Raw genomic sequence first — 16,636 nt, 5'->3', positions numbered from 1 at the left:
TGCGGACACTGGCGCATTCATCAGGCGTGCTGCAGCAGCCAGCGATGCAGCTCGGCCACGGACGATGCCACGCACAGGGGGCCCAGTGCCTCGAAGCCCTGCGTGCTGTGCGCGCCGTAGCCCACGCCCACACTGGCGCAGCCGGCGGCGCGGGCCATCTCCAGGTCGTGCGTGGTGTCGCCAATCATCAACAGGCGCTCGGGCGGCACGTCAAACTCGGCCATCAGCTCTTGCAGCATCAGCGGGTGCGGCTTGCCGGCGGTCTCGTCGGCCGTGCGCGAGCCGTGGAACATGCCGCGCAGCTGCACCATTTGCAGCACCTGATCCAGCCCGCGGCGGCTTTTGCCAGTGGCCACGGCCAGCAGGTGGCCGCGATCGCGCAGGCCCTCCAGCATGGGCAGCACGCCGTCAAACAGGCTTACGTCGTCCTGGCGCTTGAGGTAGTGGTAGCGGTAGCGGTTACCCAGCTCGGTGTGGCGCTCGCGCGGCACGTCGGGCGCGGCATGGGCCAGGGCCTGGGGCAGCGCCATGCCGATCACCCAGGCGGCGGCTTCATCGGTGGGCACGGTGCCGCCAAGGTCGCGCACCGCATCCTGGATGCTGCGCACGATGATGGCGGTGGAGTCGAACAGCGTGCCGTCCCAGTCGAAGGCAATGAGATCGAAGCGGCGCGGGCTTGTGCGGAAGGTTTCTTCAGGCATGTGCGGGGTCATCAGAGAGGAAGGCAGTCAGCTCGGGCGGCAGCTCGGCGCGCAGCTCAAGGCGCTCGCCGCTGGCCGGGTGGTCAAACTGTAGCCGCCACGCGTGAAGAAACATGCGCCTGAGGCCTTGTTTGTTCAAGCGCTTGTTCAGTTCGAAGTCGCCGTATTTGTCATCCCCCGCGATCGGGTGGCCCTGCGATGACAGGTGCACGCGGATCTGGTGCGTGCGCCCGGTCTTGATGGTGACCTCCAGCAGACTCATCGCCGGCAGTCCCTGCAGGGGGCGCGGGGCGATCTGGCTGCGCACCTTGACCAGGGTGATGGAGCGCATGCCGTCCGGATCATCGGGCGTGGTCACGCGCACGCGGCGCTCGCCGTCTTCCTGCAGGTATTTGTGCAGCGGCGTGTCGATCACCTTCCTGTTGGCGGGCCACTGCCCGGCGACCAGCGCCAGATAGGTCTTGCCCGTCTCGCGCCCGCGGAACTGGTCCTGCAAATGCGTGAGCGCGCTGCGCTTTTTGGCCACCAGCAGGATGCCCGAGGTCTCGCGGTCCAGCCGGTGCACCAGCTCCAGGTACTTGGCCTGGGGCCGCGCCTGGCGCAATTGCTCGATCACGCCAAAGCTCACGCCGCTGCCGCCGTGCACGGCCACCCCCGCGGGCTTGTCAATGGCGATCAGGTGCTCGTCTTCCAGCAAGGCGGGGAATTCACGCGCGGGCGCGGGGCGCTCAGCCTTGTCCTGCACCCTCTCGGACACGCGCACGGGCGGCAGGCGCACCAGGTCGCCGGCGGCCACGCGCGCGTCGGCACTGGTGCGGCCCTTGTTCAGGCGCACCTCACCGCTGCGGATGATGCGATAGACATGCGTCTTGGGCACACCCTTCAAGTGGCGTATCAGAAAGTTGTCAAGCCGCTGGCCTGCGGACTCGGCATCGACCTCGACGATACGGGCAGCCGGGGCGTCAATCGGGGCGCGGCCTGCGGCCGGTTTGCCCCCTATAATGTGTTTCACCTGCGCGACGAATGTGTAAGTGGTTGATTTGTCTGGAGTTTAATGGACACAGCCCGACTCGGTGCGCAGTATGGTCGATGCCAGCGGGCGTCGTGCACTCAGACTGCAGGCCGGTTGCCTGCGGTGGTTTGCGCGCCAATCGTGCAGGCTGACAAATCGAAACACTGAATACGGAAATTCCAGGCTGACTCCCGCCCCACCAGGGCGTGGCGAGCAGCGGATCAAAGCGAAATCATGTGGGTGTTGCTGGCATGGATGGTGGCATTATGGCGTGGGCGTCAGCCTTCGCCATGTGCACCATATTTGCCTTCAGCACCCGTTGGACAAGCGCCAACAGCTACTTTTTTCGTAGCACGCCTGCGCACCGTCCGGCTCGCCCCCATCCTTGCGCCCCCACCCCGTCCGTGCAGCTAGACGCTGCGCGGCCGTGGGCATCCCCGGCAATTCCTTTCGTTTCGATGCGTCAGTCCAGGCATTCCCGGCTCGTTTAGGGCCTGTTGAGGTTTGGAACTGGCGGAGCGCGCCACTGCAGCCGCAGACCTGGCGCTGCGCGCGTGCCGCCTGACAACATAACGAAAAGGACACGCATCATGAAGCGGATGCTCATCAACGCCACGCAGCCCGAAGAGCGGCGCCTGGCCATCGTGGACGGCCAAAAGCTGCTGGACTACGAAATCGAGATCGAAGGGCGCGAGCAGCGCAAGGGCAACATCTACAAGGCCGTCGTCACGCGCGTCGAGCCCTCGCTGGAGGCCTGCTTTGTCGATTACGGCGAGGATCGCCACGGCTTTTTGCCCTTCAAGGAAATCTCCAAGCAGTACTTTGCCGAGGGTGTATCGCCCAGCCAGGCGCGCATCAGCGATGTGATCAAAGAAGGCCAGGAGCTGATCGTCCAGGTCGAAAAAGAAGAGCGCGGCAACAAGGGCGCAGCGCTGACCACCTTCATCAGCCTGGCCGGCCGCTATGTGGTGCTGATGCCCAACAACCCTCGCGGCGGCGGCGTGTCGCGCCGTATCGAGGGCGAGGACCGCGCCGAGCTCAAAGAGGCGATGGACCAGCTCGACTACCCCAAGGGCATGAGCATCATCGCGCGCACCGCCGGCATCGGCCGCACCGCGCCCGAGCTGCAATGGGATCTGAACTACCTGCTGAAACTGTGGACCGCCATCGACGGCGCGGCCAAGGGCGGCAAGGGCGCGTTTTTGATCTACCAGGAGTCCAGCCTGGTGATCCGCGCCATCCGCGACTATTTCAACAACGACATCGGTGACATCCTCATCGACACCGACGACATTTACGAGCAGGCGCAGCAGTTCATGGCGCATGTCATGCCCGAGCATGCCGCCCGCGTGAAGCGCTACCGCGACGATGCGCCGCTGTTCTCGCGCTTCCAGATCGAGCACCAGATCGAATCGGCCTACGCCCGCACCGTGCAGCTGCCCAGCGGCGGCGCCATCGTGATCGACCACACCGAGGCGTTGGTCAGCGTGGACGTGAACTCGGCGCGCGCCATCAAGGGCGGCGACATCGAAGAAACCGCCACCCGCACCAACCTGGAAGCCGCCGACGAAGTGGCGCGCCAGATGCGCCTGCGCGACCTGGGCGGCCTGATCGTGATCGACTTCATCGACATGGAGGAAGCCAAAAACCGCCGCGAGGTCGAAAACCGCCTGCGCGACGCGCTGCGCCAGGACCGCGCCCGCGTGCAGTTCGGCACCATCAGCAAGTTTGGCCTGATGGAGATGAGCCGCCAGCGTCTGAAGCCTGCCTTGAGCGAAGGCGCGCACATCAACTGCCCGCGCTGCGGCGGCTCCGGCCACATCCGCGACACGGAAAGCTCGGCCCTGCAGATCCTGCGCATCATTCAGGAAGAGTCCATGAAGGACAACACCGCCGCGGTGCACTGCCAGGTGCCGGTGGAGGTGGCCAGCTTCCTGCTGAACGAAAAGCGCACCGAGATCGCCAAGATCGAGCTCAAGCAGCGCGTCAGCGTGCTGATGATCCCCAACAAGACGCTGGAGACGCCGCACTACAAGCTCGAGCGCCTCAAGCACGACGACCCGCGCCTGGAGAACCTGGACGTCAGCTACAAGCTGGCCGAAGAGGTGGAAGACCCCACCACCGTCACGCGCCGCTCGCAAGAGCCCACCAACAAGCAGACGCCGGTGATCAAGGGCGTGCTGCCAGACGCGCCCGCCCCCGTGGCAGAGGCCCGCCCCGAAGCCGCGCCCGCCCGGCCCGCCAACGGCACAGGTACCGGCAACCGCGCCCAGGGCCAGCCACGCACGCAGACCGCCGCGCCACAGCGGCCCGCGCCCGCGCCAGTGCCGCAACTGGGCTTCCTGGGCTGGCTCAAGAGCCTGTTTGGCTTCGGGCCCGCGCCAGCCCCGGCACCCGCACCGGCGCAAGCGCCAGCGGATCCCGGCGCCCGCACCGAAGCGCGCCGCGACGGCCGCAGCGGTGAACGCGGCAGCCGCCGCGGCAGCGGCAACACCGAACGCGGCACCAACCGCGATGGCGCCAGCGCAAGCGGTGAAGGCCGTGGCCGCCGTGGCGAGGGCCGGGGCGGCGAACGCTCGGCAGAAGGGCGCGAAGCTCGTGAATCCCGCGAAGTGCGTGAGCCACGCGAAAGCCGGGAGGGCCGCGAACCACGTGAACCCCGTGAACCGCGCGAATCCCGCAATGGCCGCGGCGATCGTCCCGAGGGCGAAGGCCGCCGCGAGCCGCGCGAGGGCCGTGGCGGCCGTGAACGCGCCGCGCAGCAAGCACAGCAAACCGACCAGGCAGCTGCCGACCTGACGGCCGAGCGCAACGCCGCGCCCGCCGTCTCTGGCGCCGAAGTGCAGCAAGACCAGGAGCGCGCACCGCGCCGCGAACGCGGCGAACGCGGTGGACGTGGCCGTGACCGCAGCGAGCGCGGCCCGCGCGCCGACGAAGCCGCCACCCCTGCCGCAGGCGTGGACTTTGCCGACACCGCGCCACTGTCCGCCCTGCCCGACCTGGACTTGACGGGCCACGAAGCCGCGCCTGGCCAGCCCGAGGCTACCGGCGGCGAGGAGCAGCGCCGCGAGCGCCGATCGCGCGACCGCTACGGCCGTGACCGCCGTGACCGCGCCGACCGTGGAGACCGTGCCGAACGCGGTTCGCGCAACGGAGGCGACAGCGCCGCCGAGGGTGACGCACCGGCCACCACAGCCGCCGTCGGTGTGCCCGACTCCGCAGCGAGCGCGGACCAGCGCGCCGATGACCGCGTGACCGAAACCGCCAGCGAACCCGCGCGCCGCAGCTACTTTGCAGCGCCCGCGTCAGTACCCGCTACTGCAGCCCCGGCGACCAGCTTGCCTGCGGCGCCTGTGGCGCCAGAGGCCGCGCCCGCCAAGGCCCCGCAAGCAGCGGCACCCACGGCGCAGCACGTGCTGCCGGCAACCGCACCGGCAGCGGCGCCGTCAGCGGCTGATGCCGTGGCGCAAGTGCCGCCGGCAACCGCCGCAACACCGCCCGCCGCCGCACCCGCAGCGTCAGCGCCGGTCGCAACGCCTGCAACGGCCCCGGCCGAGCAGCCGGCCGCACCCGCGGCAGCTGCCAGCGGCATGCCGCGCGTGTCGGCCTTCACGCTGCCCGTGGCATCGCTGCAGCAGGTGGCGCAGGATGCAGGGCTGGAGTGGGTGAACTCCGACGCAGAGAAGATCGCCGCCGTCCAAGCAGCGATTGCCGCCGAGCCCAAGCCGGTGCACGTGCCGCGCGAACGCCCGCCCGTGGCGCAGCTGGATGAGGGCCCGCTGGTGCTGGTGGAAACACGCCGCGACCTGCGCGACCTGCAACTGCCCTTCGACAAAGAGGGCAACGCCGCCTGACGGCGCAGACTCCCGCGTCCGCGCCAACGGCACCGCAAGCGACTGGCCTGCGGTGCCGTTTCACCATCAAACCCATGGAGATCAGTGGTTGGCAGACCAGCAACTGAATCTTTATGGAGGCTTCAATCACCAAAGTTGCAACTGCCATGCTGTTCTTGCTCTCGCCCGCCAAGTCGCTGGACTACGACACCCCGCTGCCCGCCGGCCTGCCGCACACGCAGCCCCACTTTGTGCCGCAGGCACAGCGCCTGATCGACGTGCTGCGCGAGAAGTCGCCGCAAGAGGTGGCGTCGCTGATGTCGATCAGCGACCCGCTGGCCGCCCTCAACGTGGCGCGGTATGCGGCGTGGCAGCCGCAGTTCACGCCCGCCAACGCGCGCCAGGCGGTGCTGGCCTTCAATGGCGACGTCTATGAAGGCTTGCAGGCGCAGACGCTGTCGGGCGACGACCTGCAGTGGGCGCAGCAGCATGTGGCCATCCTGAGCGGGCTGTACGGCGTGCTGCGCCCGCTGGACCTGATGCAACCCTACCGCCTGGAAATGGGCACGCGCCTGGCCACCGACGCGGGCGCCAACCTGTACCAGTTCTGGGGCACGCGCATCGCCGAGCACCTCAACCAGCAACTGGCCGCAGACACTTCGCCCGTGGTGGTCAACCTGGCCTCGCAGGAATACTTCAAGTCCGTGGACACCAGGGCGCTCAAGGCGCGCGTGATCGAGTGCGTGTTCGAGGACTGCAAGGCCGGCCAGTACAAGATCATCAGCTTTTATGCCAAGCGCGCGCGCGGCCTGATGGCGCGCTGGGCCATCCAGCAGCGCGTGTCCGTGCCGCGGCAACTGGAACAGTTTGACCTGGAAGGCTATGCTTTCCACCCGCCATCGTCCGAGCCGCAGCGGCTGGTGTTTCGCCGCGATGCCGTCAGCGGCTGAACGGCTCCACTGCACCATCCAGCCGCACCATCCAGCCGCACCAAACACCTGCACCAACCACCCGCATTTCCTCCGCACCTGCCCATGAAGCACGCCGTAGAAACAGCGCACTACCCTGCCAGCCAGCCGCTCGACCAACCGTTTGAAGCCACCGTGCGCGAAGGCTGGGGCGTGTGGATCAATTTCATGCGCGAGGATTTCCTGAAGGCCACCTTCACCCGGCGCGCCGACGCCGATGCCTTTGCGCAAAAGCACAACCACGGCGGCCAGCGCGGGCAGGTGCGCCGCATGTGGCTGCTGGTCAACGAGACGGCCGGCGAGGCCTACGCGATCGACTCTGACGGCGCTCAAGCCCTGCAGGGCGTGGACTTGGACTTTCGCCACCACCAACGCCTGAAGGCGCTGCGCAGCGATGTGCTGTCGCGCCTGAGCGACGCCGAACTGCATGCGCTGGGCCTCAAGCGCAGCTGAGAGTCTGTTGCCCATGCCCGCCTTGCAAGCCCTGCCCTGAACCCATCGCCCGCGACGCCATGTCCAAGCAAAGCACCGCATCATCCCAACCCGTCACGCCCGAGCTGCGCCAATGGATCATCGACCAGGCCCGCAACGGCATTGCCGCGCCCGCGCTGATCCAGTCGATGTGCACAGCCGGCTGGAACGAAGACGTGGCCGTGCGGGCCGTCGAAGAAGTGCTGCGCGCGCACCTGGACAACGTGGCGCAGCAGCAGGGCCTGCCGCCCGCCGTGCCGGTGCCCGACCCCGACATTGCCGACTCGCCGCTGTTCATCGACGTGGGCGACCGCCAGGTCGAGGTGCTGATGGCCATGGCCAACCCGCGCGTGGTGCTGTTTGGCAACCTGCTGTCGCCCGATGAATGCCAGGCCATCATCGACGCGGCAGACCCGCGCATGGCGCGCTCGCTCACCGTGCAGACGGCCACGGGCGGATCTGAGGTGAATGCCGACCGCACCAGCGACGGCATGTTCTTTCAGCGCGGCGAAACTCCGGTGGTTCAGCGCCTGGAAGAACGCATTGCCCGCCTGGTGCGCTGGCCCATCGAAAACGGCGAGGGCCTGCAGGTGCTGCACTACCAGCCGGGCGCGCAGTACAAGCCGCACTACGACTACTTCGACCCCGGCCAGCCCGGCACGGCCACCATCTTGCGCCGTGGCGGCCAACGCGTGGCCACGTTGGTGATCTACCTGAACAACCCGCGCAAGGGCGGCGGCACCATCTTCCCTGACGTGCCCCTGGAGATCGCGCCGCGCCAGGGCAACGCGGTGTTCTTCAGCTACGAGCGCGCCCACCCCGCCACGCGCACGCTGCACGGCGGCGCGCCGGTGATCGAGGGCGAAAAGTGGATCGCCACCAAATGGCTGCGCGAGCGGGAGTTCAATTAAATACAAGCCAAAAATGCCTCCAGCCCTTTTATATCAAGCGCTGGCAGCTATTTATTTTCTAGCACAACCTGGCAGCACACCGTGAACACCCCGAACCAATCCCAGCTGGGCAAGGCATCGGCCTATACCGACCAGTACGACGCGACGCTGCTGTTTCCCATACCGCGCGCTGACAAGCGCGCCGAGCTGGGCATCACGGACAGCGCGCCTTTTTTTGGCGCCGACCTGTGGACTGCGTTCGAGCTGTCGTGGCTGAACGCGCGCGGCAAGCCGCAGGTGGCCATCGCCCACGTCACCGTGCCCTGCGAGACACCCAACATCGTCGAGAGCAAATCGTTCAAGCTGTACCTGAACAGTTTCAACAACACCCGTTTTGCCAACGCCGATGAGGTGCGCGCGCGCATTCGCGCCGACGTGAGCGAGGCCGTGTGGCGCGGCGCGGCCACCGCCGCCACCGTGGGCGTGACGCTGGTACTGCCCGAGGCCTTCGACCGCGAGCCCATCCATGAGCTGGACGGCCTGCTGCTCGATCGCCTGGACGTGGAATGCACGCGCTACCAGCCCGCGCCCGAGCTGCTGGCCGCCAACCACGACGAAGCCCCGGTGAGCGAGACGCTGGTGAGCCACCTGCTCAAGAGCAACTGCCTGGTGACCGGCCAGCCCGACTGGGGCAGCGTGCAGATCAGCTACAGCGGCGCGCAGATCGACCAGGCCGGGTTGCTGCAGTACCTGGTGAGCTTTCGCAACCACAACGAATTCCACGAGCAGTGCGTGGAGCGCATCTTCATGGACATCTGGACGCGCTGCCGCCCCATCAAGCTGGCGGTGTATGCGCGCTACACGCGCCGCGGCGGGCTGGACATCAACCCGCTGCGCACCAGCCACCCGCAGCAGCTGCCGCGCAACGTGCGCACGGCGCGGCAATAGCCAGGCATCGCCCGCATTTGCTGCGCACCCTGCCCGGTGCGCGCGGCCTCTCGGGCTGCGTTCAGGGCCAGGATGGCCTGCATCGGTCAGATCGCATTCGGCAACGTTTTGCACGGCATTGACCGGCGCCACAACGGTGCTGGAGCAGCCGGCTGCGCGCCCAGGGGCAGCCGCCGCGCCAGGGCAAGTGCGCCGTCAGCCCAGGCGGAACACCTCAACGCTGCGCCCCAGCGATACCGCCCCGCTGCGCAGCGCCTGCGCGGCTGCGGCGGACTCCTCCACCAGCGCCGCGTTTTGCTGCGTCATGCCGTCCAGCTGTGCGATGGCGCCATTCACCTGGCCTATGCCTTGCGACTGCTCGCGCGTGGCGGTGGATATTTCTTGCACGTGGCTGCCCACCCGCTGCACGGCGTCCACCACCTCGGCGATGGTGCCGCCCGCCTGCGCCATGCGCTGGCTGCCGTCGGCAACGCCGTCCGCCGTCTGCCGGATCAGGCCGCTGATTTCCTTGGCGGCACTGGCGCTGCGCTGCGCCAGCGCGCGCACCTCGCCCGCCACCACGGCAAAGCCGCGGCCCTGCTCGCCCGCGCGGGCGGCCTCCACGGCGGCGTTGAGCGCCAGCAGGTTCGTCTGAAAGGCAATGCCTTCGATCACGCCAATGATCTCGCCCATGCGCGCCGACGACTGGCGGATGCGCTCCATGGACTGCCCCACTTCGGCAATGGCCGCACCGCCGCGCCCAGCCACGGCGGTGCTGCGCCCGCTCTCGTCGGCCATGTGGTTGGCAGCGTCTGCCGTGTGGGCCACGGCGCCCGACAGCTGCTCCATGGCGGCGGCGGTCTGCTGCAGGTGACCGGCCTGGGCCTCGGTGCGCGCCGACAGCTCCAGCCCGCCCTGCGCCACCTGGGCCGCGGTCGCTGCGAAACCTTGCACCTCGGTGCGCACGTCGCCCACCACCGCACGCAGGTTGACCTGGATTTGCGCCAGGCGGCGCATCAGCGCGCCCAGCGCACCCGGCGCACCCGGCAAGTCTGTGTGCGCGGTGGTAGAGAGGTTGCAGCCTGCAATGTCTCCGGCAAAGCGCTCGGCCTCTTGCAGCGCAGCCGTGAAGTAATGGTGAAAGTAAGCCACCGCAGCCGCGCCGCCCAGCGCCAGCACGGCTGCGCGCCAGATCACAGCGGGCATGCCCTGCACGTCAAGCAAGTCCGGCAGCAAGGCCGCCAGGGCCGGCACACCCAAGGCCAGCGCCATGCGGGCCGCCAGCCCAAAGCCAGACAGGCGCTGCAGCCAGCCGCGCAGGCCGGTGTGCAGCACGGCGCCCTCGCGCAGCACCAGCGTGGTGCGGCCGGCATCGGCCTCGGCACGCATGCGCGCGTACAGGTCTTCGGCAGCAGCCACCTCGGCAGCGGACGGCTTGACGCGCACCGACATATAGCCCACGGGCTTGCCGCCTTCCAGCACCGGCGTGACGTTGGCGCGCACCCAGTAGTGGTCGCCGTTCTTGCGGCGGTTCTTGACCAGCCCCGTCCAGGGCTTGCCACGGCCGATGGTGGACCACATGTCCTTGAACGCCGCGGGCGGCATGTCGGGGTGGCGTATCAGGTTGTGCGGCTGGCCCATGAGCTCGTCATAGGCAAAACCGCTCACCCGCACGAAGGCCGGGTTGCAATGGGTGATCTCGCCGCGGGCATTGGTCAGCGAGACCAGCAACTCGTCTGGCGGATAGTCGTAGTCACGGCCCGTGACGGGGGAGTTCACTCGCATGCACACCTTTGAAAGAACAAACGGCCCCGGGTTCGGGGCCGTGCGCGACAGTTGCGGCCCGCAAGTGTAACTTTTCACCGAATTGGCCACGATTGGCGTCAAGAAATTTACACAAACCGGGTGTACGGCAGGGCGCTGGCGCGCCAGACCAGGGGCTAAAACAGCGCCGCGCTCTCGCCCCAGCGGCCGGCCTGCCCTGCCACCGCGGCCTGGGGCAGCAAGTTGCCCACGCGCACGCCCAGCAGGCGCAGCCGCCGGCCCAGCGGCACGCGCTTGAGGCACAGGCCGGCCACGCGGCGGATGGTGGCTGCGTCCTGTGTGTAGTCCGCCACCGTCTGGTCGCGCGTGGCGGTCTTGAAGTCGTCGTAGCGCAGCTTGATGCCGATGGTGCGGCCCGCGTAGCCCTTAGCAATCAGGTCGCCCGCCACCTGCTCGCACAGGGCGGTGAAGATGCGGCCCAGCTCGGCGCGGTCGTGCACCGCGTGCAGGTCGCGTTCGAAGGTGGTCTCGCGGCTCATGGACACGGGCTCGCTCTCGGTCACCACCTCGCGTTCGTCGCGGCCCCAGGCGGCCTCGTGCAGCCAGGCGCCATAAGACCGCCCGAACTGCTGCACCAGCCACGGCAGCGGCCGCTGCGCCAGATCGCCAATGGTGCGGATGCCGTGGGCCAGCAATTTGGCCTCGGCCTTGGGGCCCACGCCGTTGATCTTGCGGCAGTCCAGCGGCCAGATGCGCGGTTGCAGGTCATCGTGCTGCACGATGGAGATGCCATTGGGCTTGTTGAACTCGCTTGCCATCTTGGCGATGAGCTTGTTGGGCGCCACGCCGATGGAGCAGGTCAGCCCCGTGGCGTCGAAGATGCTCTTCTGGATCAGCCGGGCCAGCACACGGCCACCCTCGCGCTGGCCGCCGGGCACCCGCGTGAAGTCGATATACACCTCGTCCACGCCTCGGTCTTCCATGACCGGCGCGATGGACAGGATCACCTCCTTGAAACGCCGGGAGTAGCGGCGGTACTGCGCAAAGTCCACCGGCAGCAGCACGGCCTGCGGGCACAGGCGGGCGGCCTTCATCAGCCCCATGGCGGAGCCCACGCCAAACTGCCGCGCCGCATAGGTGGCGGTGGTGATCACGCCGCGGCCTGCGTAGTCACGCAGCAGCGCAAACGCCGCCACGGGAATCTCGCCCAGGCGGCCCGCATAGGCAGCAGCCAGCGCCTCGTCCTGCGGTCGGCGGCCGCCACCGATCACTACAGGCAGCCCCTTGAGTTGCGGGTAGCGCAGCAGCTCGACGGAGGCGTAGAACGCATCCATGTCGAGATGGGCGATGCGGCGATCAGGGGCGGTAGCGGTCACTGCCGCGATTGTCGCGCCTCCCCCCAGTCCGCTCCTACACGCCCTGCAGGCAGATCAGCACCAGCCCTGCCAACATGAGCGCCATGCCGACCTTCTCGGGCCGCGTGAAGGACTCGCTGAGCAGGCGGCGCGACACCAGGTAGCTGAACACCACCTCCACCATGCCCAGCGTGCGCACGGCCCCCGTGGTCTGCATGGCATAGGCCGTGAACCAGGCCAGCGACGCGGCCGCCCCCATGCTGCCCGCCACCAGCGACATGCGCCACGCGGGCCACAGCGCGGCCAGGCCCCGCTCGGTCCTGAGCGCCACCCAGGCACCCAGGCCCAGGGTCTGCAGCGTCTGCGCGATGAGCACGCCCCAGGCGCCCGACAGCCAGGGGGTTTGCGCCCCCAGCGCCAGCGCCCCGCCGCGAAAGCCCACCGAGGCGATGGCAAAGCTGGCGCCGCAGGCCAGGCCATAGAGGGCCGGGCGGCTCAGCCAGGCCGCCGGCGACAGCAGCTGTCCGCGCGGGGGCAGCGACAGCAGCAGCACGCCCAGCGTGGCCACCACCATGGCCAGCAGCGCCAGCGGCGTGGGCAGCTCATGCAAAAAAACGCTGGCAAACAGCGCCACCTGCAGCACCTCGGTCTTGGACAGGGTGACGGCCACGGCAAAGTTGCGCTCTTTCATGGCCAGCAGCAGGAAGGCCGTGCCCGCAATCTGGAAAAAAGCCCCCAGGGCAATCCAGCCCAGATAGGCGACGCTGAACTGCGGCACCGCCGGCGGCTGTTCGGGCCAGGCGTACAGCAGCGCCAGCCACACGCCGGCAAACGGCAGGCCGTAGAGAAAGCGCACCAGCGTGGCGGGCAGCGTGCCCAGTTCGGCGGTCAGGGAGCGCTGCGCGGTGTTGCGCACGGTCTGCGCCAGCGCGGCAAACAGCACCACGGGCACCCAGAGCCACGGTGCGACGGTCGTCAGGGAGGAAGTCATGCGCTGCCGAGCATAGCCAGCACCACTGCCGCGCGGCCCCGGTGATTGGCGAGGCCCGCCTCAGTCCCTGGCGATGGCCGGCGGCCAGGTTTCAAGTCAAAAATGCCGATGACGCATACCCATCAAGCGCCAGCAGCTATCACAACAGGAGCAAACCGTCAGTCCTGCGGCGCCGTGGGATAGGTGCCGGGCACGAGGATGGAGCGGCTCACGTTCTGGATGTCGGTGTGCCCGCAAAAAGCCATGGTCACGTCCAGCTCCTTGTGGATGATCTGCAGGGCCTTCGTCACGCCCGCCTCGCCGAACGCGCCCAGGCCATACACCATGGCGCGGCCGATCATGGTGCCGCGCGCGCCCAGCGCCCAGGCCTTGAGCACGTCCTGGCCGCTGCGGATGCCGCCGTCCATCCACACCTCGGTCTGCGTGCCCACGGCATCCACGATGGCCGGCAGTGCATGGATGGAGGACGGCGCGCCGTCCAGCTGGCGCCCGCCGTGGTTGCTGACCACGATGGCGTCTGCGCCGTGCTGCACGGCCAGGCGCGCATCCTCCTCGACCATGATGCCCTTGAGGATCAGCTTGCCGCCCCACTGCTCCTTCACCCAGGCGACGTCGGCCCAGGACAGGCGCGGGTCGAACTGCTCGTTGGTCCAGGCGGCCAGCGAGCTCATGTCCGACACGCCCTTGACGTGCCCCACCAGGTTGCCAAAGCTGCGCCGGCGCGTGCCGGCCAGCCCCAAGCACCACTGGGGCTTGGTCATCAGGTTGAGGATGTTGGCCAGCGTGGGCTTGGGCGGCGCGGTCAGGCCGTTTTTAATGTCCTTGTGGCGCTGGCCGATCACCTGCAGGTCCAGCGTGAGCACCAGGGCGCTGCAGCGCGCGTCCTTGGCGCGCTGGATCATGCGGGCCATGGCGTCGCGGTCGCGCATCATGTACAGCTGGAACCAGAACGGCGCGCTGGTGTGCCCGGCAATGTCCTCGATGGAGCAGATGCTCATCGTGGACAGCGTGAACGGAATGCCGAACTTCTCGGCCGCGCGAGCGGCGTGGATCTCGCCGTCGGCATGCTGCATGCCCGTGAGGCCCACAGGCGCGATGCACACGGGCATGCGGGCCTGCTGCCCCACCAGCGTGGTGGCAGTGGTGCGCCCTTCCATGTTGACGGCCACGCGCTGGCGCAGCTTGATGGGCGCGAAGTCGTCCTCGTTCGCACGGTAGGTGCCCCCGGTCCAGGCGCCAGAGTCGGCGTAGTCGTAGAACATGCGGGGCACGCGGCGCTGCGCGAGCACGCGCAGGTCTTCGATACAGGTGATTCTGGAAAGGTCGGGCAAGTGATTCTCCTGCGGCGGGTGAGGGGTGGGCAGCGGCGAAGCAAGCCGCGGACTTTGCCAGCCCACCAGGGTTTTAGGTGGATGAAGGCTGCACGGCCAGAGGCGGCTGGCCCCTGCCGCGGTAGAGCATGAAGCGCAGCCTCCCGGCGCGCTTGGCGACGTACATGGCACTGTCGGCATGGCGCGAGAGCTCTTCGAAGGTATCGCCATGCTCAGGGTACAGCGCGATTCCGCCGCTCAGTCCCCCGCGCACCATGTGCCCGGACAGGTCGAAAGGCGCATCGAGCGCCGCCAGAATCTTGTGGGCCACGCGGCATGCCGAGCCCTCGGGGTCGGCGCCGTCCAGGCCCGGCAGCAGCACCACGAATTCGTCGCCGCCATGGCGGCACACGGTGTCGGTCGCGCGCACGGCGCGCTGCAGACGTTGGGCAAACTGCACCAGCAACTGGTCACCCAAGGCATGGCCCAGGGTGTCGTTGACTTGCTTGAAACCGTCCAGGTCCAGGTACATCACGGCCAGCGCCTTGCCCAGGCGCCGCGCCTGGGCAATGGCCTGTTGCGCGCGGTCTTGCAGCAACACGCGGTTGGGCAGATCGGTCAGGGCGTCGTATTGGGCAAGGCGGGCCAGGCGCTCCGCCATGGCCACGGCATCGGTCACGTCGCGCAGCACGGCAACGGCGCCGGTCACGTTACCATGGCGATCGGCAATGGGGCTGGCGGTCTCGTCCACCTGGAAACGCTGGCCGCTGGTATGGTGCACGAGCACGCCGCGCACGTTTTCCACCGGTGCGGCCAGCTGAATGGCTTTGTGCAAGGGACTGGGCAGGGGCGCGTCATTGCCGGGGCAGCGCAGCTGCTTCACTTCATCGATGCTGCGACCCGCCGCGTCGCTGGCCTGCCAGCCAGTCAGGCGCTCGGCCACGGGGTTGAGGTAGGTCAGCACGCCCCGGGCGTCGGTGCAGATCACCGCATCGCCAATGGATTGCAGCGTCAGGCGCTCGCGCTCTTTTTCCTCGAACAGCTGATCCTCCATCCGCTTGCGGTCGGTGATGTCGGTGACCTGCACGAAGATGCCTTGCACCTTGCCGCTGTCCTCGTCCACGTCGGGCACCAACGAGCCCATGGTGTGGCGTGGCATGCCCTGGGTGTCAATGATGGTGTGCTCGAACAGCTGCGGCTCGCCCTGCAGCGCGCGCTCAAAGTAAGGCTTGCCGGCGGCATACAGCTCGGGCGTCAGCAGCTCGCTGGCGTGCATGCCGCGCATGCGGGCAGGCGTCACGCCAAACCAGTCGAAGTAAGGCTGGTTGGCGAAGCGGTTGCGCAGCTGGTCGTCCCAGTAACCAATCATGGAGGGCATGTTGTCCATGATGGTGCGCATGTCGTGCTCGGCCTCGCGCAGCTGGGCCGACACCTTTTGCCGCAGCGTCAGCTCGCGCACGAACAGCAGCGCCAGGCCCAGGCTGGCCAGCATCAGCAGCGCGGCAAAGCCGCCCAGCACCCAGGCACTGCGGCGCCATTGGGCCAAAATGGTTTCGGTGGACTGGGCCACGTTGACGATGAGCGGATAGCCGCCCACCTTGCGAAAGGCGTACAGCCGCTGCACGCCATCAATGGCGGCCTTGCCCACAAACAGGCCGCTGCCCTCGCGCTGAAAACGCAACATGTTGGGCGTGCCCGCGATGCTGCGCCCCACGTCGGAATTGCCATACGGAAAGCGCGAAATCAACACGCCGTCGGCGCGGTACAGGTTCACGCCGCTGTCTTTGCCCAGATCAAGCGCCCGAAAGAAATCGTTGAGGTAACTCAGGGGAATGACACCCACCACCACCCCGGCAAAGCGGCCATCGGGATGATGATAGGCACGCACCAACGGCAGGATGCCCACGCCAGTAATGCGCGACACGACAGGCCGGCCGATGTACAGGCCCTGGTGGCCGCTTTCCTTGAAGGCCAGAAAGTAGTCCCGGTCGGCCAGGTTGGCCTTGCGCGGCTCAAGGGAGCCGGAGTCCAGTACCACCTCGCCGCTCTCGTCGAGCACCAGCACGCCGCCTGCGCCGCGCGCGCGCAGCGAGTTGTCAAACAGCACGCGGGCGCGCAGGTCCGCCGTCAAAGCCCACACGTCTGGCTGCGTCACTTCACGGGCCACGCCTTCCAGCGATTTGTCCATGGAATCGAGTGCCCAGACCAGGCCGGTCTCCAGCGTGCGCACCAGGTTGGTGTTGGTCTGGCTGGCAAAGCCCCATTCTTCGCCGCGCATGGTCCAGATAGCGCGCGCAAACAGCGCGCCAATGCCGGCGGAGACCAACACTGCCAGCCAAATCAGGCGGTGGGTAAAAAACTGACGGGATAAGGACATGGCCATTTTGTAACCATTTTAAACAACGCCGTTGAAC

At 67.9% G+C, this 16,636-nt stretch carries 12 protein-coding genes; 5 read left to right on the top strand and 7 right to left on the bottom strand.

Annotation, left to right across the window (positions count from 1 at the left end):
* Window positions 1-20 precede the first annotated feature (20 nt).
* Window positions 21-701, bottom strand: coding sequence for an HAD family hydrolase (locus AB7E35_RS02170; RefSeq protein ID WP_428162380.1), 681 nt, complete (start codon window positions 699-701; stop codon window positions 21-23).
* Window positions 694-1,713 carry an RluA family pseudouridine synthase gene (locus AB7E35_RS02165; protein ID WP_428162379.1) on the bottom strand — a complete coding sequence of 340 codons (1,020 nt, stop codon included), beginning with the start codon at window positions 1,711-1,713 and terminating at the stop codon, window positions 694-696. Before AB7E35_RS02165 ends, AB7E35_RS02170 begins: the two co-directional genes overlap by 8 nt.
* A gap of 590 nt (window positions 1,714-2,303) precedes the next feature.
* Between AB7E35_RS02165 and AB7E35_RS02160 the strand changes: the two genes are divergently transcribed.
* From AB7E35_RS02160 to queF, 5 genes are all read left to right on the top strand, one after another.
* The gene (locus tag AB7E35_RS02160; RefSeq protein ID WP_428162378.1) at window positions 2,304-5,567 is read left to right on the top strand and encodes an Rne/Rng family ribonuclease; all 3,264 of its coding nucleotides are present in this window, start codon (window positions 2,304-2,306) and stop codon (window positions 5,565-5,567) included.
* 146 nt (window positions 5,568-5,713) lie between these two features.
* Window positions 5,714-6,496, top strand: coding sequence for a peroxide stress protein YaaA (gene yaaA, locus AB7E35_RS02155; protein ID WP_428166992.1), 783 nt, complete (start codon window positions 5,714-5,716; stop codon window positions 6,494-6,496).
* A gap of 84 nt (window positions 6,497-6,580) precedes the next feature.
* Entirely contained in the window at window positions 6,581-6,967 is a 387-nt protein-coding gene (locus tag AB7E35_RS02150; RefSeq protein WP_428162376.1) for a hypothetical protein, read from the top strand.
* 59 nt (window positions 6,968-7,026) lie between these two features.
* Window positions 7,027-7,896: a 2OG-Fe(II) oxygenase gene (locus AB7E35_RS02145; RefSeq protein WP_428166991.1), complete on the top strand. Its 870-nt coding sequence runs from the start codon at window positions 7,027-7,029 to the stop codon at window positions 7,894-7,896.
* An 81-nt stretch (window positions 7,897-7,977) separates the two neighbouring features.
* Window positions 7,978-8,823, top strand: coding sequence for an NADPH-dependent 7-cyano-7-deazaguanine reductase QueF (queF, locus tag AB7E35_RS02140; RefSeq protein WP_428162374.1), 846 nt, complete (start codon window positions 7,978-7,980; stop codon window positions 8,821-8,823).
* A 195-nt stretch (window positions 8,824-9,018) separates the two neighbouring features.
* Here the strand turns inward: queF and AB7E35_RS02135 are convergent, their stop codons facing one another.
* The 5 genes from AB7E35_RS02135 to AB7E35_RS02115 all read right to left on the bottom strand — a co-directional run bounded on the left by AB7E35_RS02135 (window position 9,019) and on the right by AB7E35_RS02115 (window position 16,599).
* Window positions 9,019-10,587 carry a methyl-accepting chemotaxis protein gene (locus AB7E35_RS02135; RefSeq protein ID WP_428166990.1) on the bottom strand — a complete coding sequence of 523 codons (1,569 nt, stop codon included), beginning with the start codon at window positions 10,585-10,587 and terminating at the stop codon, window positions 9,019-9,021.
* 155 nt (window positions 10,588-10,742) lie between these two features.
* Window positions 10,743-11,900 (bottom strand): Y-family DNA polymerase, encoded by a 1,158-nt coding sequence (locus tag AB7E35_RS02130; RefSeq protein WP_428167000.1) that lies wholly within the window; start codon window positions 11,898-11,900, stop codon window positions 10,743-10,745.
* 76 nt (window positions 11,901-11,976) lie between these two features.
* Window positions 11,977-12,912: an EamA family transporter gene (locus AB7E35_RS02125; RefSeq protein WP_428162372.1), complete on the bottom strand. Its 936-nt coding sequence runs from the start codon at window positions 12,910-12,912 to the stop codon at window positions 11,977-11,979.
* A gap of 158 nt (window positions 12,913-13,070) precedes the next feature.
* The gene (locus AB7E35_RS02120; protein ID WP_428162371.1) at window positions 13,071-14,243 is read right to left on the bottom strand and encodes an alpha-hydroxy acid oxidase; all 1,173 of its coding nucleotides are present in this window, start codon (window positions 14,241-14,243) and stop codon (window positions 13,071-13,073) included.
* Between the two features lie 73 nt (window positions 14,244-14,316).
* Window positions 14,317-16,599, bottom strand: coding sequence for a diguanylate cyclase domain-containing protein (locus tag AB7E35_RS02115; RefSeq protein ID WP_428166989.1), 2,283 nt, complete (start codon window positions 16,597-16,599; stop codon window positions 14,317-14,319).
* Between the last annotated feature and the right edge of the window lie 37 nt (window positions 16,600-16,636).

The sequence above is a fragment of the Diaphorobacter sp. genome, assembly GCF_050251835.1.
Lineage (GTDB): Bacteria > Pseudomonadota > Gammaproteobacteria > Burkholderiales > Burkholderiaceae_C > JBFXIE01.
Note: the sequence above shows the minus strand (reverse complement) of the source record. Positions and strands in the feature narration are given on the sequence as shown.

Bases quoted from the DNA above. Each gene is read 5' to 3' on its own strand.
- AB7E35_RS02150 (WP_428162376.1), top strand. From the start codon at position 6,581: ATGAAGCACGCCGTAGAAACAGCGCACTACCCTGCCAGCCAGCCGCTC.
- AB7E35_RS02170 (WP_428162380.1), bottom strand. From the start codon at position 701: ATGCCTGAAGAAACCTTCCGCACAAGCCCGCGCCGCTTCGATCTCATT.
- AB7E35_RS02125 (WP_428162372.1), bottom strand. From the start codon at position 12,912: ATGACTTCCTCCCTGACGACCGTCGCACCGTGGCTCTGGGTGCCCGTG.
- yaaA (WP_428166992.1), top strand. From the start codon at position 5,714: ATGCTGTTCTTGCTCTCGCCCGCCAAGTCGCTGGACTACGACACCCCG.
- AB7E35_RS02135 (WP_428166990.1), bottom strand. From the start codon at position 10,587: ATGCGAGTGAACTCCCCCGTCACGGGCCGTGACTACGACTATCCGCCA.
- AB7E35_RS02130 (WP_428167000.1), bottom strand. From the start codon at position 11,900: ATGGATGCGTTCTACGCCTCCGTCGAGCTGCTGCGCTACCCGCAACTC.
- AB7E35_RS02115 (WP_428166989.1), bottom strand. From the start codon at position 16,599: ATGTCCTTATCCCGTCAGTTTTTTACCCACCGCCTGATTTGGCTGGCA.
- AB7E35_RS02160 (WP_428162378.1), top strand. From the start codon at position 2,304: ATGAAGCGGATGCTCATCAACGCCACGCAGCCCGAAGAGCGGCGCCTG.
- AB7E35_RS02145 (WP_428166991.1), top strand. From the start codon at position 7,027: ATGTCCAAGCAAAGCACCGCATCATCCCAACCCGTCACGCCCGAGCTG.